Annotated in this window: 19 protein-coding genes; 5 read left to right on the top strand and 14 right to left on the bottom strand. The window is 58.7% G+C overall.

The window, feature by feature from the left end; translation table 11 throughout:
* Positions 1 to 75: 75 nt before the first annotated feature.
* From DCM79_RS08850 to DCM79_RS08835, 4 genes are read right to left on the bottom strand one after another with little or no spacing between them, the layout of a single operon-like run.
* Positions 76 to 1,062: a carbohydrate ABC transporter permease gene (locus tag DCM79_RS08850; RefSeq protein WP_013500408.1), complete on the bottom strand. Its 987-nt coding sequence runs from the start codon at positions 1,060 to 1,062 to the stop codon at positions 76 to 78.
* Complete coding sequence (locus DCM79_RS08845) at positions 1,059 to 1,931, bottom strand: carbohydrate ABC transporter permease (protein WP_006018747.1); 873 nt, start codon at positions 1,929 to 1,931, stop codon at positions 1,059 to 1,061. Before DCM79_RS08845 ends, DCM79_RS08850 begins: the two co-directional genes overlap by 4 nt.
* A 32-nt stretch (positions 1,932 to 1,963) precedes the next feature.
* A complete protein-coding gene (locus DCM79_RS08840; RefSeq protein WP_006018746.1) occupies positions 1,964 to 3,325 on the bottom strand; it encodes an ABC transporter substrate-binding protein in 1,362 nt (453 codons plus the stop codon).
* The gene (locus DCM79_RS08835) at positions 3,285 to 4,445 is read right to left on the bottom strand and encodes an ABC transporter ATP-binding protein (RefSeq protein ID WP_006018745.1); all 1,161 of its coding nucleotides are present in this window, start codon (positions 4,443 to 4,445) and stop codon (positions 3,285 to 3,287) included. Before DCM79_RS08835 ends, DCM79_RS08840 begins: the two co-directional genes overlap by 41 nt.
* A gap of 187 nt (positions 4,446 to 4,632) precedes the next feature.
* On the opposite strand from DCM79_RS08835, the gene DCM79_RS08830 reads away from it, so the two are divergent.
* The 5 genes from DCM79_RS08830 (at position 4,633) to DCM79_RS08810 (ending at position 10,567) form a co-directional block, all read left to right on the top strand.
* The gene (locus tag DCM79_RS08830) at positions 4,633 to 5,880 is read left to right on the top strand and encodes a CaiB/BaiF CoA-transferase family protein (protein WP_006018744.1); all 1,248 of its coding nucleotides are present in this window, start codon (positions 4,633 to 4,635) and stop codon (positions 5,878 to 5,880) included.
* 308 nt (positions 5,881 to 6,188) lie between these two features.
* Positions 6,189 to 7,781 carry a GMC family oxidoreductase gene (locus DCM79_RS08825; protein WP_006018742.1) on the top strand — a complete coding sequence of 531 codons (1,593 nt, stop codon included), beginning with the start codon at positions 6,189 to 6,191 and terminating at the stop codon, positions 7,779 to 7,781.
* A 330-nt stretch (positions 7,782 to 8,111) separates the two neighbouring features.
* On the top strand, positions 8,112 to 8,840 hold the full coding sequence (locus tag DCM79_RS08820) for a LuxR family transcriptional regulator (RefSeq protein ID WP_013500406.1): 729 nt from the start codon (positions 8,112 to 8,114) through the stop codon (positions 8,838 to 8,840).
* 81 nt (positions 8,841 to 8,921) lie between these two features.
* Entirely contained in the window at positions 8,922 to 9,551 is a 630-nt protein-coding gene (locus DCM79_RS08815) for an acyl-homoserine-lactone synthase (protein ID WP_006018740.1), read from the top strand.
* 59 nt (positions 9,552 to 9,610) lie between these two features.
* Positions 9,611 to 10,567, top strand: coding sequence for a LysR family transcriptional regulator (locus tag DCM79_RS08810; protein ID WP_013500405.1), 957 nt, complete (start codon positions 9,611 to 9,613; stop codon positions 10,565 to 10,567).
* On the opposite strand, the gene DCM79_RS08805 is transcribed toward DCM79_RS08810, so the two are convergent.
* The 10 genes from DCM79_RS08805 to DCM79_RS08760 form a co-directional block, all read right to left on the bottom strand.
* Positions 10,540 to 10,779: a DUF2274 domain-containing protein gene (locus tag DCM79_RS08805; protein ID WP_006018738.1), complete on the bottom strand. Its 240-nt coding sequence runs from the start codon at positions 10,777 to 10,779 to the stop codon at positions 10,540 to 10,542. The genes DCM79_RS08810 and DCM79_RS08805 overlap by 28 nt on opposite strands.
* 8 nt (positions 10,780 to 10,787) lie before the next feature.
* The gene (locus tag DCM79_RS08800; protein WP_006018737.1) at positions 10,788 to 11,999 is read right to left on the bottom strand and encodes a TrbI/VirB10 family protein; all 1,212 of its coding nucleotides are present in this window, start codon (positions 11,997 to 11,999) and stop codon (positions 10,788 to 10,790) included.
* Positions 11,996 to 13,030 carry a P-type conjugative transfer protein TrbG gene (gene trbG, locus DCM79_RS08795; protein ID WP_006018736.1) on the bottom strand — a complete coding sequence of 345 codons (1,035 nt, stop codon included), beginning with the start codon at positions 13,028 to 13,030 and terminating at the stop codon, positions 11,996 to 11,998. The genes DCM79_RS08800 and trbG overlap by 4 nt, the downstream gene beginning before the upstream one ends.
* A complete protein-coding gene (trbF, locus tag DCM79_RS08790) occupies positions 13,027 to 13,710 on the bottom strand; it encodes a conjugal transfer protein TrbF (RefSeq protein WP_006018735.1) in 684 nt (227 codons plus the stop codon). The genes trbG and trbF overlap by 4 nt, the downstream gene beginning before the upstream one ends.
* 100 nt (positions 13,711 to 13,810) lie before the next feature.
* On the bottom strand, positions 13,811 to 15,034 hold the full coding sequence (gene trbL / locus DCM79_RS08785) for a P-type conjugative transfer protein TrbL (RefSeq protein WP_006018734.1): 1,224 nt from the start codon (positions 15,032 to 15,034) through the stop codon (positions 13,811 to 13,813).
* A complete protein-coding gene (gene trbK-alt, locus DCM79_RS08780) occupies positions 15,031 to 15,402 on the bottom strand; it encodes a putative entry exclusion protein TrbK-alt (protein WP_006018733.1) in 372 nt (123 codons plus the stop codon). Before trbK-alt ends, trbL begins: the two co-directional genes overlap by 4 nt.
* Positions 15,402 to 16,130, bottom strand: coding sequence for a P-type conjugative transfer protein TrbJ (gene trbJ, locus DCM79_RS08775; protein ID WP_006018732.1), 729 nt, complete (start codon positions 16,128 to 16,130; stop codon positions 15,402 to 15,404). Before trbJ ends, trbK-alt begins: the two co-directional genes overlap by 1 nt.
* Positions 16,127 to 18,568 (bottom strand): conjugal transfer protein TrbE, encoded by a 2,442-nt coding sequence (trbE, locus tag DCM79_RS08770; protein WP_006018731.1) that lies wholly within the window; start codon positions 18,566 to 18,568, stop codon positions 16,127 to 16,129. Before trbE ends, trbJ begins: the two co-directional genes overlap by 4 nt.
* A gap of 10 nt (positions 18,569 to 18,578) precedes the next feature.
* On the bottom strand, positions 18,579 to 18,842 hold the full coding sequence (locus DCM79_RS08765; RefSeq protein ID WP_006018730.1) for a VirB3 family type IV secretion system protein: 264 nt from the start codon (positions 18,840 to 18,842) through the stop codon (positions 18,579 to 18,581).
* Complete coding sequence (locus tag DCM79_RS08760; RefSeq protein ID WP_006018729.1) at positions 18,842 to 19,165, bottom strand: TrbC/VirB2 family protein; 324 nt, start codon at positions 19,163 to 19,165, stop codon at positions 18,842 to 18,844. Before DCM79_RS08760 ends, DCM79_RS08765 begins: the two co-directional genes overlap by 1 nt.

Genomic DNA, 19,165 nt, shown 5'->3' with positions numbered 1-19,165 from the left:
CCCCGTCCGCCATCTCTACGCGAAATACCCACGGTCTAGCGCGAAGCACGAGGACGTGCTTCGCTCGAACAGTGCCTAACCTTTGAGCGCACCCGCCGTCAGCCCTGCGACGAAATATCGATAGCAGAACATAAAGATAACGAACAACGGCAGAGCAATAAGGGTTGCGCCGGCGAGTATCTCACCCCAACGCAGATCTTGCGCGCCAAGCATTGATGCCAAGCCCACGGGCAATGTCTTGCGATCATCACTCATGATGAGGATGAGCGCGAATACGTAGTCCGCCCAGGACAGCAAAAACGAGAAGATGCCGACCGTAATCAAGCCGGGGGCCGAAAGCGGAAGGACCACCTTGATGAAGGCGCCGAATTGGGAACAGCCGTCCACCATTGCCGCTTCCTCCAGATCGAACGGCATCGATTTGAAAAAGCCCCATAGCAGCCACACCGCCAGCGGCAGCGAAATCGCCAGGTGAGCGATTAGCAGGCCCCACAAGCTATCGGCTAAGCCAGCTATTCGGAACAAGGCGGACATCGGAATAACCAACATCAATGGCGGAAACATGTAGGCGAACAGCATGGACGCGACCAACGTCGTTTTGCCCCGAAACCGTAAACGCGTCGCTCCATAAGCAATGAATGATGACAGCGTCGTCGCCACGGCAATCGTAGCCATAGCCATCATGACGCTATTAACGAAATTCGCCGGATAGTTCGTAAGCTGCAAGAGTGACTTGTAAGAGCTTAGATCGGGTGGCCAGAAAACCAAGGATGAATCCAGAAATAGCTTTTCGGGCGACCTCAGACTGGAGAGGATCATCCAGTAGATCGGGAAGAAGGAATAGATGCAGATTAGCGCAACCGCGGCATACAAACCGACGCGGCCGGCAATCTGCTTCAGCGACTTGCCGTAATACCGCGTCGTTTTCCCGTGCGAGACTGAAGGTGTGGAGTCTGAGATTTCTCTTCCTGAGCCGCTAGAGCTATGCAACATCCGCACCGCTCGTGAACCAACGACGACAGCGGCAGCAGAGCGGGCTTGATTTTGAGTCGACATCGTCATCGTCCCTGCTTGGCCTCGTCGATCGGAAAAACCCTGAGGTAAATCAAGATAATGCTCGCCAACATCAAGAACGAGATGGTGGCGACAGCGGCCCCCCCTCCCAAGTCGAACTCGAGAAACGCTTTTCGGTAGGCCAACGTGGGAAGCGTCTCGGTTTCGTTGAGCGGTCCGCCCTTCGTTAGAAGCCAGATCACGTCGAACTTGTTGAACATCCAGATCCCTCTCAGGAGGATGACCACGATCAACACTGACCTCAATCCTGGCAGCGTGACATGCCAGAATTGCTTCATAACCCCTGCTCCATCGACCCGGGCCGCTTCATACAGTTGAGCCGGAATGGATTGAAGGCCGGCAAGAACACAGGTCACGACAAACGGCGTCCAGATCCAAACGCTAACAAGGACAATAGTCGCCTTCGCGCTCGTTGAATTACCTCCCCAATCGAACATCCCATATCCGAATGACGCGAAGACACTCTTGAGAAGGCCGTAGTTGGGATCAAGAATCCACTGCGTGATGAGGCAGGCGACGACCGTCGGAAGAAAATACGGCACGATTGACAGCGCCCGCACGACAGTCTGCCCCACAAACTGCCTATTGAGGACGAGCGCAATGGTGACGCCGAGAACGACTTGCAGCACGATCGCCGAGATGGCGATCGTGACACCGTTTAACAGCGAGCCCCAGAACAGCGGCTCACTAAGAACCTTCACGTAATTGCCAAGTCCCACCCACTGCGGCGGGTCGATGAACGACGCCGCTGTGTAGAAGGAGAGCTTTATCGAATAGAGGAGAGGTCCGCCAACAATTGTACCGAGTACCAGTACACCCCCGATGAACAAACCGATGATTCGCCAGTCCTGTCGCATAGCCTCGGGCCTCTATTCACCAGTTCCGATGCTCAGCCAATTTTTCGGATTCGATCGGCGGCGGCTTTCACGCAGTCGCTTGACGACATGTTCTTAAGAACCCGATTTTGCAGCATCTCCGGCATAATGTTCGCATCAAAGACCTTGCACGGTCGCAGATCAAACGACGGACCCGTCATATCTATTGAGTTAAGAACCGTCTTGCTGTCTTCATCAATGAACGACTTCATCTGCTCCATCGTCGCCCAATGCTTCTGAATCATCGGATGATTTTTCCACCGTGGATCTTCGTAAATGTCCAATCGCGCCGGTTGGAAATTCATCCAGGCGGAGTGCAGCCAGCGAATATAGTGCGCGTCAATAAACCATTGTAGAAACTTAAAGGCCGCCTCAGTCTGCTTAGTCTTGTAAAGAATAAAGCCATCGAAGGCGAAGGACAGTGCGTTCTGCTTACCAGCACTGTCTGGAGAAGCGAAAATACCATACTTGTTTGCGAGGTCCGGATTGCGAGCTTCCAGCGCCTCGACTACGCGGCCCGAATAGACGGTATGCGCAACCTTTCCCGTCGCGAAAAGACTCATCAGCTCAGCATAGCTGACCGTGTTCATGCCAGCCGGCATCGTTTTATAAAGATCGGCATATAGATCGAGAAAACGGCCGGTCGGTCCGGCATTCCCCGGCGCATCGAGAACGACGTTCCACTTGTCGTCATAAAACTTCGGCGCGTCTGCAAACAAGTTGCCGAAGCTCGCCCAGTTGGTGGCACTGTCACTCGCGAGCGGTATGACGCACCCCCCTCGCTCTATGTTGCCATCCTTCGCGACAGTCAGCGCCCGGCAATTCTCAAGGAACTCGGCCCATGTGTTGGGAACCTTCAGGCCCTTCTCCTGATACAGATCTTTTCTGTAGAAAACCGTCACCAAATTGTAGTCATAGGGATAGAACCAATTTTCTCCCTTATATGACCAGGTTCCCTGCTTCCCCCACGAATATTTTTTGACAAGATCCGTCAACGGCACGATGTGACCCGCCATCGCGTATTGCAAGATGTGCGCAATGTATCCCGCCGTGGCGATATCGTAAGGAGCGCCAGCATTGATGGCCGCCATCGACTTCGCATAACCACCACTAATCGGCGTCGAGTCGACGACGATTTTTACGCCGAACTTGCTCTCGTATTCATTGCACGCATCGCGCAAGGCCGATTGGCTCGCAGCAGTCGTTTCAGCGTTCAAAATGCGAAGCGTTACCCCGGACTGTGCGTTGACATAGGGCGCGGAAAGTGAGCCCGCGATGCCAGCCGCTGCACCAGCCGTCGTTTTGAGAAAACGCCGCCGATCGATGTCGCTCACGTTAGCCTTGGAACTCGGCGCGCCTAAGCTGAGCTTGTCCATGAAGTTCTCTCCCGTTGCCATTTTCGCCTTTCGTCGAGGTCCGCCTCAGTGTCTTGCCGCTCTCGCGCGAGAACAGGTGCAACTTCTCTTGAGACAAATTCACAAAAATTCGGTCGCCCGCCCTCAGCGCATCGTCCCGAGCAAATACCGCGCGGATTTTGTTGCCATCGATCTTACCCAGCACATAGGTTTGCGCGCCGATTTGCTCGACCAAGCCGACTACCAGCTCAAAAGCCGTGGAGGTTTCCGCGCGCTCGATGTGCTCGGGCCTAATGCCAAGCGTGACATCCCTTTCCGCTTCGGAGAATGACTGGGCAGGCAAGTTGACGCTCAAACCGCCGGAGCGCATTACGAGCGCGCCCCCGTCGCGCATCAACCCGCCATCAATCAGGTTCATCTCTGGAGACCCGATGAAAGTCGCCACGAAGGCGTTCGCGGGCCGATCATAAAGGTCAAGCGGACTGCCCGCCTGTTGGATGAATCCGTCACGCATGATCACGATACGATCGCCGAGCGTCATGGCCTCGACCTGATCGTGGGTAACAAATATCATCGTCGCGCCCAATCGGGCGTGTAGCGTCGCAATCTCTTCTCGCGTCCGGACCCGCAGCTTCGCATCAAGGTTCGAGAGGGGTTCGTCGAGGAGGAATACGTCGGGATCTCTGACTAACGCGCGACCAAGCGCTACGCGCTGCATCTGACCACCCGACAATTGGCGTGGCTTGCGCTCCAGCAGGGCCTCCAATCCGAGACTTGATGCCGCGCTGCGCACCCGACGATCGATCTCCTGCTGTGGCGTCCTACGGACCCGAAGGCCGAAGGCCATGTTTTCGAAGACCGTCTTCTGTGGATAGAGAGCGTAGTTCTGAAAAACCATCGCAATGTTGCGATCTTTCGGCGGAAGCGCGGTGACGTCCCTTCCGTCGATCAGAATCTTGCCGAATGTGACGTCATCTAGACCGGCGAGCATTCGCAACGTCGTGGACTTGCCGCAGCCGGACGGGCCGACGAACACGACCAGTTCGCCATCGGCAATATCCAACGAAAAGTCCTGAACGGCCCATGGCCCTCGATCTCCTCCAAAGGATTTCGCGACATTCTGGAGAGTTACTCGCGCCATACAGCCAGACCTTCACGTTCTTCCCGGTATTTTCATTAATTGGTTAAACCAATTTGGCAGGACCGTATGTCGCGTGATGCGCGGTGTCAAGCAGCATTTGGTTTGACCAATCTGGTCGCTCCACATATAGTTAGTGCGGCCTCGCACGGCGCGCGGCTATTTGACCCGCAGACTTCAAGGAAGCGTGATGGCTGGACCGTTGGCAGGTTATCGAGTGCTGGATCTTTCGAGAATCCTCGCGGGGCCTTGGTTAGCGCAGTTGCTGTCTGATCTAGGAGCCGAGGTTTGGAAGATCGAACGCCCTGGCACCGGCGACGATACGCGGCAGTGGGGCCCGCCCTTTCTGCGGAAAGACGGTGGAATTGATACGACCGAAAGCGCGTATTTCCTGAGCGCCAATCGCGGCAAGCATTCGATATGCGTCGATATATCGACTGACGAGGGTAGCGCCATTGTGCGCGCACTTGCCCAGCAAGCCGATCTCGTGATCGAGAACTACAAGGTCGGCGACATGGCGCGTTACGGCCTCGACTACGAGGCGCTTAAAAGGGTCAAGCCTGACATCATTTACTGTTCCATCACCGGCTATGGCCAGACCGGCCCGATGAAGGACGTCGCAGGATACGATATGGCCATTCAGGCCATCGGCGGCCTGATGAGCATTACCGGAGAGAGTGATGACAAGCCAGGCGGGGGTCCGCAGAAGGTCGGGGTTCCGATCGTCGATATTCTCACTGGCATGTATAGCGCCGCCGGCGTCATCTCCGCATTACTGCATCGCGAACGCACCGGAGAAGGACAGCATATCGACATGGCACTGCTGGACGTCCAGGTCGCGGTTCTCGCCAACCAAAATTTGAATTTCCTCACGACCGGCACGCCGCCGAAACGGTTCGGCAACGCGCATCCAAACATCGTTCCATATCAGGTCTTCAGAACCAGCGACGGTTCCTTCGTGCTCGCCGTTGGTAATGATCAGCAATTCCGGAAGTTCTGTGCAGCTACTGGTTTAAGCGGCCTGGCAACCGATAGCCGTTTCGTCACTAACACCGACCGGCTTAAGAATCGTGATCAACTCATCCCCCTACTCGATGCGCATCTGATACAGCAGACGACCCAGCATTGGATTTCCATTCTGGAGCCCGTGGGCGTGCCTTGCGCACCGATCAACCGGCTGGATCAGGTGTTCGCTCACCCTCAGGTTATCCATCGGGAGATGCAGGTCAATCTTCCTCATTCTTCCGGAACAACAGCCCCTCTCGTCGCCAATCCGATAAAGTTTTCCGGAACGAAGATCGAATATGCCAAAGGACCGCCGCGGCGAGGCGAGGATACTGCAAACATCCTCAAGTCGATACTGAAGTACGACTCGGCGGCCATCCAAGATCTAAGTGAGCGACGGATCATCGATATCGGACGTCCCGAAGTCGGCTAGGGGCCAAGAGCCCATATCACTCGTCGAATCGTCTCTTGGTCCGGCTGGATGGCAGGTTTGGCAGGAGCGAGCAGCAAAACGGCGAGCCCTGCGCCGAGGAGCAGGAACGCGGCCACGATCCTCCGGTATTGAAACATGAGACGAGCTCTCCGTTGACTACCAGGCCTTCGTCGCTATAATTGGATCGACCTGATTGGTAGGACCAATTATAGTTTGGCGATGGCTTTTGCAAGTCGGGAAGGCCTGACCTTGGCGAAACTGGTCGCAAAAACGAACCGATCGTCGGCTTTTGAAATAGGGGACGGAGGATGAAGCTCTCGAAATACGATTATATCGTTGTCGGCGCAGGATCGGCAGGATGCGTGCTCGCCGCTCGATTGAGCGAAGATCCCAACGTCAAGGTGTTGCTGCTCGAGGCCGGACGTCCCTCTTCTTCAATCTTCGTTCACATGCCGGCGGGCATTCGCGTGCTCTACACGAGTCCGAAGCATAACTGGCAATTTTGGACCGAACCGCAGACCGAACTCAACAATCGCAAGATCTATATTCCCCGTGGCAAGGTGGTGGGAGGGTCGTCCGCCATCAACTCCATGATTGCGATCCGGGGAAATCCTCAGGATTACGACTCATGGGAAGCGCAAGGCTGTCGTGGGTGGGGGTACGAAAACCTCCGCCCCTACCTTAGAAAAATCGAGGACGCCGCCCAGGTAACGTCCCAGCCCGATCAGGACCGAGGTTATTCGGGTCCGATCCGACTTTCTTATGGCGTGTTGCAGCATCCAATCTCGAAGGCATTTATTGAGAGCGCCAAGTCGGCAGGCCTCCCCGAGAACAACGGCTTCAATGGTCCGTCTCAGATGGGCGCAGGCTTCTACGAACTTACGATTTCAGACGGCAAGCGTTCAGGTGCTTTCAAGTTTCTCGACCAGGGGAAAGGACGAAGCAATCTGACCATCATGGCCAACACTCAGGTTCGGCGCCTCGCGGTCGAAGGCACGCGCGTTCGGGGTGTTGTCATTGACCACAACGGGCGTGAGGTCACCGTTTCGGCCGAACGAGAAGTCTTGCTGACTTCCGGGGCCATTGGTTCGCCGCAATTACTGATGCTGTCAGGAATTGGACCGGCCGATCACCTCCGTTCACTCGGCATCAAGCCGGTGCTCGATTCCGCCGGCGTTGGAAGCAATCTGCAAGATCATTTGGATTGCGCAATTCGATTGGAGGCGTCGCAGCCGATCACACTGACGCCGTACATCGGATTGTTCAGAGGTGCCTTGGCCGGCGCACAATATATGCTCCGAGGCACGGGGCCCGGCACCTCACAGGGGGTCGAAGCCGGAGCCTTCTGGGGGCCCGATAAAACCTCATCGTGGCCTGAGTGGCAGGCTCATCTCATCGTCGCGCTGCGAAACCCGCCGCAGGGCGAGCGCGTCCCGCACGGCTTTGCCATTCGCGTATGCCAGCTTCGTCCGAAGAGTCGTGGAACGCTGCGCCTGCGGTCGGCCGATCCCTTCGTCGCGCCGGCGATCGACCCCCGCTTTCTATCCGATGAAAGTGATTTCGTCAGCATGCAAGAAGGCGTTCGGCAGATGTGCGAGATCATCGATCAGCCGGCGCTCCGAAAACACATTAAGCGCAAACTCGATATCGATCCGTTTACCAGCACGGAATCCCGCAAAAAGTGGATACGAGCCCGCGCAGAAACGATCTACCACCCGGTCGGAACATGTCGCATGGGTGAGGATCGCGACGCCGTGGTCGATAGCAAGCTTCGGGTTCGGGGCATCGACAATCTACGCGTTATCGACGGTTCACTTATGCCGACCGTGATCAGCGGAAACACCAATCTGCCGATCATGGCTATGGCGGAGAAAGCTGCAGAGTTGATTGCCGGGAAGTGACCCAATGTTCTCTCCCTCAATGGCAGGAACAATCTGAAACCCTGCCTTTCATCGCACAGGCCATCGCTTGATTTCCCGTGGTCCCGCTCGTTGTCGGCGGTCTGACGCGAAGGTGTCAGTAAATGGCAGCAAGCGCCTGAGGGCGTCCTCCCTAGACTGCCCGGGGTCCGATGACGGGTCCCGGGCTTCTTTTATGGATTTGAGTACCCTTTTGGACATCACCCGCAATCGTCAACGATGTCCGTGCTGCTCTGACCGTTCGATAAGGAAGGTTTAACCGGGACAGCCGTGCCGGAGATCAAGTACCGACGCCACCTAACCTAGCTCGACATGCATCGCATATTTCAAGACTTCATTGATCATCTTTCGAGCGCTGAAGATCAAGCAGAGCTTTCGGGAGCCATGGCCGTCACAGCCGCGGCTCTCGACCTGTCTTGCTTTGCGTACCTCGCGCTACCGCAAAAGCTCGATGGGACACCCCGTCTTATGTCGACATACCCAAAGGAGTGGACTTCACACTACCTAAGGAGCCACTACGAACGGATCGATCCGGTTATCATGCAGGCGCTACGGGACACCGAGCCGTTTCGCTGGGGAATCGGATCGACCGAACGATATCTTTCGCCGGCACAGAAGCGGTTGCTGGACGAAGCCTCCCAATATGGCATTCGGCTAGGATTCACCGTTCCTATCCATGACGGACACGGCCCCGTTGCCGCCGTCACCTTTGCCGGCAACCAACGGGAAGCTCAATTCGAACGCTTCGTCACGTCGAACCCTCGAATGCTTCAGTTGATGGCGATGTTCTTCCACTCACACGTTCGCCGCAAACTCGCGAGCGATCTTCGTGTTGATGGAGCAGCTTTGTCCGCCCGCGAGTTCGAATGTCTGGAGTGGGCCGCCCGCGGCAAGAGCGCTTGGGACATCGGACGCATTCTGGGAATATCGCATCACACTGCTATCTCTTACCTGAACAACGCGAAAGCAAAATTGGGAGTGCGAACCGTTGTTCAAGCGGCACTACGCGTGGCCGCTGCCAAACGAGAACAGCAAAACTAAGGCGAACTCCTCCCACAACTAGGGGTGATGCTTCTTAGCGTAACTTCGCCTCAAAGAATCATGGCAACCTTGGAGGATGTCATGATTCAGCTCATCACGGAGCCTTGGTACGGCGAATTCTCCCATACGCTCTTTGCAATACACCAACTACGACATCGCGTCTTCAAGGTCCGGATGGACTGGGACGTTCAAATTAGCGGCGACATGGAAGTTGACAAGTTCGACTCGTTGCATCCGGCATACCTCGCCCAACTCTCGGACGACGGCCGGGTACAAGGCTGCGTCCGCCTGCTTCCAACCAAGGGACCGACGATGCTCCGCGACACATTTCCCGCGCTTCTGAATGGTCAGCCGATGCCCATGAGTCCGCAGATATGGGAAAGCAGCCGCTTTGCGATCGACGCTAGACTCGACACACCAAAAGGAGAACACGGAATAGCTTGTGCCACCTACGAGTTGTTTGCTGGCATGGTGGAATTTGGGCTTTCGCGGCATCTGAGCGATATTGTTACCGTTACCGACGCCCGAATGGAAAGGATCCTGCGGCGCGCTGGGTGGCCGCTACGTCGAATCGGCGCTCCCTCTAAGATTGGGAACACTCTCGCCGTCGCTGGATATCTGGATATCTCCAGTGCGGCGCTCGCGAAACTCCGTGGGGCAGGCGGACTTTCCGGGCCAGTGCTCTGGGCGCCTGTATTGCGCGTCGCCTAGAACGGTCGCACAGCGGACCCCTGGGACGCAGTTTCGCCTACTGACGGGCTACAGGCATGATGGAAATCAACAACATTGACAACCAGCAGCGCACGACCGGAATGCCCGTCATCGGCCTGCGCCTGCTTCGGTTTGCAGTCGTTGCCAACGACTGTGGAAGTCTTCGGCAAGCCGCTGAATTACTTTCCATTCCACATTCTGTCGTGAGCCGCTCCATTGGCCAACTCGAGCGCCTAGTCGGGACCAGCTTGTTTGAGCGGTCGACCGCGGGAGTCCAGCCAACACTTGCTGGTAAAGTAGTCGTGCGGATCGCAAGAATGGTGCTGGAGCAGGTTGATACACTCGTTGCAACCGGCAGATCAATTGGTCGTGGCGAAACTGGCCACCTTTCGGTCGGCTTCTGCACGTCGATTTCAGCAGGCAATCTGCGGACTACCCTCCTCGACTTTAGAACGAGATTTCCTCGGATCGAACTCGCTATAGCCGAACGGCCGCGCACTTTGCTTATGAACGCGCTCCGGAGCGGAACACTCGACGTTCTCATCGTTACGAGCGACACGCCATCATCGGACAACAAGACGCTCAGGGTCTGGAGCGAACGCGTCCTCGTTGCATTGCCTGAGGATCACCCTTTGGCGGCGCGCGACGCGGTTTATTGGACCGATCTTCGCGACGAAACCGTACTACTAAGCCATCACGATTCCAGCCGCGAGTTTGAAGATCTCATCATATCGAAATTTGTATCTACGGACGATCGGCCCAAGATCGACCGACACGACGTCAGCCGAAGCATGATCAAGGGTCTCGTCAGTATGAAACTAGGCATTAGCCTCGTCATGGAGTCCGATATGGGCGCGAGTTTCGCCGGACTGAAATATCGCGAACTACGGGACGGGACAGGATCAAGCCATATCGGCTTTTCTGCACACTGGTGCGCTGACAACGAGAATCCAGCCCTCAACCGCTTTCTCGAAATGCTGGCGGAGCGCTATTCCTCCCCATCTCTCGGCGATTGACACGCGCGTCGTAGACGGGCGAATCCTCGGTCAGCCGCCATGAACCGCGCCAGCATCGGCGCGATCAATTTTGTTGGATCGGCGCGCTGACCCGTTTCACGCGCGATTGCCTCCGCGTACGCAGCAAGGTCCCGGTGGACGGATGCAGGCAACTCCGCGGTCACCTTCACCGGCTTGTCGTCTGGGACGGCGGCGATCTTCAGCTTCGTCATTGAGGTTGTCATCCTGTGTAAGGCTCGAGGCGGAGATCCCGGTTGACGATGACACGAACCGGAAAACCCGGGCGGATCGTCAGGGTCGGCTGGATGTTGAGACTGCGCCGAACCACCTGTTGTCCGGTTTGATTCAGTGAGTCCGAGGCGCCGTGTCGCAAGGCCTGGATAATTGCGCTGTCGTTGCTGTTGGTGTCCGAGCCGGCACCCAGTTCGGTCCCGACCGCCAGAAACGTCGATAGGGCCGCAGCCTTGAACAGCTCACCCCAGTGATTGTCGACCTGGTCTTCGAGGCCTGCATACCCGGCAGCGTCAACGCCAGGCTGCCGCTCGAGAACGATAGAACGTCCGTTCGGCATGATCAGCCGGGTCCAGACGAGCAGGACGCGGGACTGGCCGAAAGTGACCTGGCTATCGTAGATGCCGATCAGACGCGCTCCCTGAGGCACAAGCAGAAAGCGGCCGGTCGGGGTATCAAAAACATTTTCGGTTACCTGCGCTGTAACCTGGCCCGGAAGGTCTGATCGGATCCCGGTGATCAGGGCACCCGGAATGACCGTCCCAGCCTGCACGACATACGGTGAGGCCGGCCTGGTGATGCGGTCAGGGCTTACCGTGCGACGGTCCACAGAGGCGTTGACGAAGGCAAGCTTCCGGTCCTGACCGTTTTGCACAGATCCATCGTCGCCGGTGCTCGTTGCGTTCGGTGGCACGACCCGCTCGCTTCCAACAGCCGCAGTCGCGGACGGACGCACTTCTCGTCCATTGGTCGAAGCGAACAGATGACTGATGCGGGCTGCTTCGGTCTCCTGATCCCGGCGCTGCTGGTCCGGATCAGCGCCGCTCGTCGGCGACTGGCCTTGAGCGGCAAGGATCGGTCGACCGAGGTCACCGGGGAGCGGCGGACCAAGCTGCGGGATTGGCTGGCGCGGAACGCCAGCATAGTCCTTCGGCAGGGTCGTAATGCCGTCGGCAACATTGTGATGGTCGGTGCTGTAAAGCTCATCGGCCGCCTGATTTCGAGCACGATTGCTCTGAAGTGACCACAACACTGCTCCGCCGATAACAAGCAGGGCAACCGCGCTCCCGCCAGCCAAGACCTTCCGCGACAACCGCGTCACGCGCGGATGCTCCGCTCTCAAGCGGAAACTTTCGGACTGCTCCGCTTGTGTCTCCGGCGGAACTGCTTGCTCGTGATCGTTTTCATTCCGGGTGTTCATGACGACGGTCTCCCGTCGGTCCTGACAATCCTGACCTTCTGCTGGTGCTCACCGCCGAGCCGGAGTTCGGCGGCCGCAAACAGCCGATCGACGATCAACACATTGCCGTAGGCGCGATAGTTGACGAGTTCTGTCTTGCCGTCTGGGCCGATGACAAAGAGCGGAGGCATTTCGCCCTGCACGATGCCGAGCGGGAATTCGACGTAGACCTTGCGGCCATCGTCATATGCGGCTAGCGGCCGCCAGGGAGGACTGTCGCCTTCGATGGAATAGCGGGAGATACGCTGCGCTGGGTCCGGAAGAACGGGCTTCAGAGCAGCTGAACGCGACCGTTCGCGTACCGTCTCAGGATAGTACCAAGCAACGGATGGCATGTACGGCCGCTCGCGAGAGCGGAGCTCAATCAGGTAGGTGCGCCGGTCAGTATTGACCACCAGGTTGGTCTCGATCGAGGCTCGGGTCGGCTTGACCAGGATATGGACGCGCCGTGTGTCGCCGCTCCCGCTCTCGGTATCGCCCACGACCCAGCGTACGGTATCTCCGGCCGCGATCGGCCCTGATCCCGTCAAAAGTTCTCCTTCCTCGAGCGCGATATCCGTGATCTGCCCCGGCGCGGCGTAAATCTGATAGAGCGCCCCAGGACTGTAGGCGTAGATTTGCGCTGCGTTGAAATACCCTCGCTTGCGCGGTTCGACCCGGGCCGCGCTATTTGCTGTCTCAACCCGGCTCACAGGTTCAGCGTCTTCCTTCCCTCCCGACTTGCCGCCGAGAGCCGGCTTCCAGAGGGGTGGAATGTGAAGCGGTCGCGATCTGTCGTCGAGAGCCACCGGCGTAGCCGGTAACGGAGGCACTTCGGCGTCATAGCTGATCTCCGGAGGAATGTAGGTCGCGCACCCACCGAGCGCCGAGGAACCAAGCAGGAGAGCAAACAAAACTGCTCGCTTCGCGGTCAAGAACGCGGGCCAAGTGGGACCGATCCCGCAGTCCGGGGCGGGGCGCTTCGAATAAACGTCAAACGGCGTCTTGGTCACTGACTCAACTCCTTTGACCAGTTGATGGCGCGGACGTAAACGCCAAGGGGATTCTTGCGCAGGCGTTCGGCATCGCGGGGCATCTCGATCACGATGGTGAGAATTGCGGTCCAGCGTTCGGTCGAGCTCAGCGAACCGTTGTCATAGGTGCGCTGGGTCCATGCGACCCGAAAGCTTTCCGACGACGCGCGAATGACGCTCGAGACGTCGACGGAGATTTGCGCCTTACCGAGCTTGGCAAAGGGGTCATTGTTCCGCGCGTAGTCGTTGAGCGCAGCGGCGCCGCGATCGGTCGTAAAATCATAGGCCCGGAGCCAGTTTTGGCGTAGAACGATGCCGTCGGCCGGCAGACCTCTGACATCCTCGATAAAGCGCGCCAGATGGTAGGCGATCTGCGCATCAGTCGGTTGATAGTCGAAGTTGGCCGGCGCAACCCTCTGGGCTTGGCCAAGATGGTCGACTTCGACCACCCAGGGCGTGATCGACCCATGGCTTGATTGCCAGACCAACCCACCAGCGAGACCGGCTGACAGTATGAGACAACCGAACGCCATCAGCCGCCAGTTTTTGGCTTGCACGCGGGCGGATCCAATGCGTTCGTCCCAAACTTGGGCTGCTTTTTGATAAGGCGTGATCGGTTCGGGCATGCGCCCGTAGTGAACTAATGGTCGTTTGATCATTGATGATTGCCCCTGAGATCAAGTGATCGGCTTTGAGCCGTGTAGTGTCTGGGTTTGAGGCGCTGCCGCGTGGCGGGTGGCGAAAGTGCGGTGATGCGTCTCAGCGCTCTCCTTCGGACAAATCGACGGAGGAGCCGCTGCCACCATGATCGCCCGAGCGGACGTGACCAGCAGCCGAGGCACCATGCCGAATAGTCTCGGCGCGCTTCATGCGGCGCGCCCAATCGGGCAGCCCTTCGGCCGAAGCGCTTGCGGCCTGCTCGCCAGCTTGCTCGCCCCCGAAGGCAGCCGCTGCACGACGCAATGGACTCATGGCAGCCGAGCTGCCCGCCTCAGCGACGCCAGCAAGGCCGCCGCTTCGATAGGCGGCTGACGCTCCCCTTATGACAGCGCCACCACCGCGCGCGGCGCCCGCAATCGCGCCGCCAGCGAGACCAACACCGCCGGCGGCAAGACCCGCGCCCGCCGCAACAATGCCACCGGCAGCAAGGCCTGTTCCAACCGCGGCACCGGCACCGAGCTGAGGCCCACCCGACACCAGGCCGTTGGCGATTCCAGGACCGAAGATGCCCAGGCCAAGCAAGGAGAGCGCCGCAAGGACCAGGGTCATCGCGTCTTCTATGGTCGGCTGATTGCCACCAAAGCCAGCGGTGAACTGCGAGAACAAAGTCGAGCCGATGCCGACGATGGCGGCCAGGACCAAGACCTTGATCCCTGAAGAGATGACGTTGCCCAAGACCCGCTCTGCCGCGAAGGCTGTCTTGCCAAACAACCCAAAGGGAATGAGCACGAAGCCGGCCAGCGTCGTGAGTTTGAACTCGATCAGGGTGACGAAGAGTTGGATCGCCAGAATGAAGAAGGCGAGCAGCACCACGATCCAGGCAAACAGGAGAACGACGATCTGGACGAAATTCTCGAAGAAACTGATGTAGCCCATCAGATTGGAGATCGAATCGAGCAGCGGTCGGCCAGCGTCAAGTCCGACTTGAGCGATCTTTCCCGGCCGAAGGAAGTCCGACGCGGAGAGACTTGCGCCTGATGCTTTTAGCCCAAGGCCGGCAAAGCTCTCGAAAACGATGCGTGCCAGACTGTTCCAATTACCGATTAGATAGGCAAAGACGCCTACAAAGAGCGTCTTCTTGACGAGGCGCGCGACGATGTCTTCGTCCGGCCCCCAACTCCAGAACAACGCAGCAAGCGTGATGTCGATCGCGGCAAGGGTCGTTGCGAGATAGCCGACGTCGCTACCGAGCAGGCCGAAGCCGTTGTCGATATATCGCGTGAACGTTTCCAGGAATTGGTCGATAATCCCCGTACCCGTCATGGCTTGCTCGCCTCAGGTGTCGCCGGTAGCAGATATCCCTGCGGGATCCGGCTCTGATCCTTTGGGGCCGGCGCCAACGCAGCGGCGGGTTCTTCTTGGCCACGAACCGCGGCACCAGATTTCTTGGCCAAGAAGCGTCGCCGGTTTTCGGCCCAGACCTGCCTGCAATGCTGATAACCTGCCGTTTCCTCCGCAGTGACGCTGCGGCAGCGTGCGAGGTCAGAGCTGGTTGCATCTGTCGTCTGCGCGGCCTTCGGCAGCGCGGGCTGCTCGTCACCACCGCGAAGCTGAATCGTGCAGGCAGTGACGACCAACACGCCGATTGTCGTAAGCAGCGACAACGCCTTGAATGCCCTTATGTCCGTCATCAGTGGAACATCTGTACGTTGGATGACTGATAGCCCTGTCCCGGAGTCAGGAACCGACGAAGCTGTTCTCGTCCCTGATCCTGGGCCGAGGCGCGCTGAGCCGCTTCAAGGCTCTGCGCCCGACCTTGCGCCGTCACGACGGCGGTGAGGTCGGCGAGCTGCTGCGCGTTCAGCGCGAGAATCTGATTGCCAGCCTGCGTTGCCTGCAGCGCGCCGCTGGCACCCTGGCTTGACGTTACGAGCGCGGATGTCTGGATGCGATTGGTGTCGAGGTTGCCAACAATGCCCGCCTGGACGCGAAGCGCGTCTTGCGTTGCGGCATAGGAATTCTGCCAACGTGACTGAGCGTTGGAGATCAGCAACTGGTTCGATTGGCTGCTGGTCGCTGGCGCGTAACTTGTCGAGAAGGCATGATCAATCTGCTGAACGTCGTAGGCGATCCGCTGGGCCTGGGCCAGCAATTGCTGGGTCCGCTGGATCGATGATTGCAGTTGCTGCAGCGATGAATACGGCAGGCTTGCCAAATTCCTTGCCTGATTGATCAGCATCTGTGCCTCGTTCTGCAACGAGGTGATCTGATTATTAACCTGCTGGAGCTCCCGCGCGGCCGTCAGGACATTCTGGACGTAGTTGGTGGGGTCAAAGACGATCAGCGCCCGTGCAGGCACCGTGACGCCAAGCAGCAGCGCGAAGGCGGCCGTGGTCGCCAATAGGCCAAGAGGTCTCATTGCGATTTCTCCAGATTGACGAGGTTGGGGATCAGGTCGAGGGCCCAGGCGACGCCGCGGTGCTGGAGCCAGGCGGGCACGAAGCCGTCAGGTCCATGTTCGGCAAGGAGCTGCGCGATGGCTGCCTGGTCTGTCTTGGAAGAGGCTGCGGTGAAGGCGAGCGCAACCTCACCAAGGCCAAGTTCGAACATCCGGTTGCCGCGACGAGACTGGCAATAGTAGTCGCGCTTTGGCGTTGCCCGGCTCAGAAGTTCGATCTGGCGATCGTTGAGTCCGAAGCGGCGGTAGATGGCGGTGATCTGCGGTTCGATCGCCCGTTCGTTCGGCAGCAACAGGCGCGTCGGGCAGCTTTCGATGATCGCCGGTGCTATCGCGGAGCCATCAATGTCAGAAAGCGACTGTGTGGCGAAGATGACGGACGCGTTCTTCTTCCGAAGCGTCTTCAGCCATTCCCGGAGTTGCCCCGCAAAATCCTCGTCATCGAGGGCAAGCCAACCTTCATCGACAATAAGGAGTGTAGGCCGGCCGTCGAGACGGCCCCCGATGCGATGGAAGAGGTACGACAGCACGGCCGGCGCAGCACCCGTTCCAATCAAACCTTCGGTCTCAAACGCCTGGACCGAGGCTTCGCCAAGGCGCTCGAATTCGGCGTCGAGCAAGCGCCCGGAAGGTCCGCCGAGGCAATAAGGTTGCAAGGCGCGTTTCAGAGAGTTCGATTGGAGCAGGACTGACAAGCCCGTCAGGGTCCGCTCCTCCCTCGGCGCCGAAGCGAGAGATGTCAGTGCCGACCACAGATGATCCTTGACCTCCGGGGTGATCTCGACCTTTTCCCGTGCCAGGATCGCGCCGATCCATTCCGTCGCCCATCCGCGCTCGGAAGGATCCTCAATCCAGGCCAGCGGCTGCAGGGCGACGGGGTTTTCGTCCCCGTCTGACAATGCACCGCCGAGATCATGCCAGTCGCCACCCATGGCGAGCGCAGCCGCCCGAATTGAACCGCCGAAGTCGAACGCAAAGACCTGAGAGTTCGGATAACGGCGGAATTGCAACGCCATCAGAGCCAGCAAAACGGATTTTCCGGCGCCGGTCGGGCCCACCACGAGGGTGTGGCCGACGTCGCCGACGTGGAGAGAGAATCGGAAGGGCGTCGATCCCTCAGTCTTGCCAAACAGGAGTGCCGGCGCCTTGAAGTGCAGATCCCTCGCCTCACCGGCCCACACGGCTGACATCGGAATCATATGGGCGAGGTTGAGCGTCGAGACCGGTGGCTGCCGCACATTCGCATAGACATGTCCCGGCAGGCTACCGAGCCAGGCTTCGACAGCGTTCACCGTCTCGATCATGCAGGTGAAATCGCGGCCCTGAATGACCTTCTCGACCAGCCTCAGCTTTTCATCGGCAGCGTTGGGATCTCGGTCCCACACAGTGAGGGTGGCCGTAACAAAGGCTTGTCCGATCTGATCCGACCCCAGTTCCTGCAACGCCGCGTCGGCGTCGATCGCCTTGTTGTGGGCGTCGGTATCGAGCAGCGTCGACGCCTCGTTGGTCATGACCTCCTTGAGAATGGCGCCAATGGATTTTCGCTTGGCGAACCACTGCCGCCGAATCTTGGTCAGCAGCTTGGTGGCATCGGTCTTGTCGAGCATGATTGCGCGCGTCGACCAACGATACGAGAATGCCAGGCGATTCAGGTCGTCCAGGACCCCCGGGGTCGTCGCGCCCGGAAAGCCGACAATCGTCAAGACCCGCACGTTCGCTGAACCCAGCATCGGCTCAAGCCCGCCGGTCAGTGGCTGGTCGGCCAAAAGCGCATCGATGTACATGGGAATTTCGGGCACGCGAACGCGGTGACGCTTAGTCGAGATCGTCGAGTGCAGATAGGTCAGCGTGGCCTGATCATCGAGCCAGGCGCAATCCGGCATGAACCCTTCGACGAGTTGCAGCACGCGGTTGGTTTGATCGATAAAGCCGCGCAACACCTCCCGGGCATCTGCTCCAACGGTGCGGTCGCGACCTTCATAGAGCAATCGCTCCGCCTTAGCCGCTCCCTCCTCCGGCGGCAGATAGAGGAAGGTCAGGAAATAACTGGACTCGTAGTGGGCACCTGCCTCCTCGAATTGCGCTCTGCGTTCGGCATCGACCAGCGCAGACGCGACATCCGGAAAGGTGTTTGGAGGATAAGCGCCCGCAGAATGACGCTGCGCCTCAACGAACACGGCCCAGCCGGATCCGAGGCGGCGCAAGGCGTTGTTCAGACGACCGGCGACGGCAACGAGTTCGGCCGGCACCGCGCTGTCGAGGTCAGGTCCCCGGAACTTTGCTGTCCGTTGGAAAGAACCATCCTTGTTCAGGATGATTCCCTCGTCGACGAGAGCTGCCCAGGGCAGGAAGTCGGCGAGACGCGCGTTGGAATGACGATATTCGGCAAGGTTCATCATGGCGGAGCGCTCAGGTGTTGAGGTGGCTGGGAATGCGCAGATGTCGGCGCACGACATCGACAAATGCGGGATCGCGCTTGGCGGCCCAGACGGCGGCCATGTGGCCGATGAACCAGAGGATGAGACCCGCGATCCAGAGCCGCAATCCAAGTCCAAGGGCCGCAGCAAGCGTGCCGTTCACGATCGCGACGGACCGCGGCGCGCCGCCCATCAGAATCGGCTCAGTGAGTGCGCGGTGAACGGGCACGACAAAACCTGTGACCGGTTCATCCATCAAACCACCACGCCGCCGCCGAAGGAGAAGAACGATAGGAAGAAGCTCGAGGCGGCAAATGCGATCGACAGGCCGAACACGATCTGGATCAGCCGGCGGAAACCACCCGACGAATCCCCGAACGCGAGCGTGAGCCCGGTCACGACGATGATGATGACCGCGATGATCTTGGCAACCGGACCTTCAACCGATTGCAGGATCTGATTGAGCGGCTGCTCCCATGGCATATTCGAACCAGCGGCCCATGCCGGCGCCGCCGCCAAAAGCACCGTGCCGAAGGCGGCCACCGATGCACCTCGAAGAAAACGAATTTGCTGACGCAT

Origin of the sequence: Bradyrhizobium sp. WBOS07, assembly GCF_024585165.1 — a bacterium.
Lineage (GTDB): Bacteria > Pseudomonadota > Alphaproteobacteria > Rhizobiales > Xanthobacteraceae > Bradyrhizobium > Bradyrhizobium japonicum_B.
This window is presented reverse-complemented; position numbering and strand designations above follow the sequence as displayed.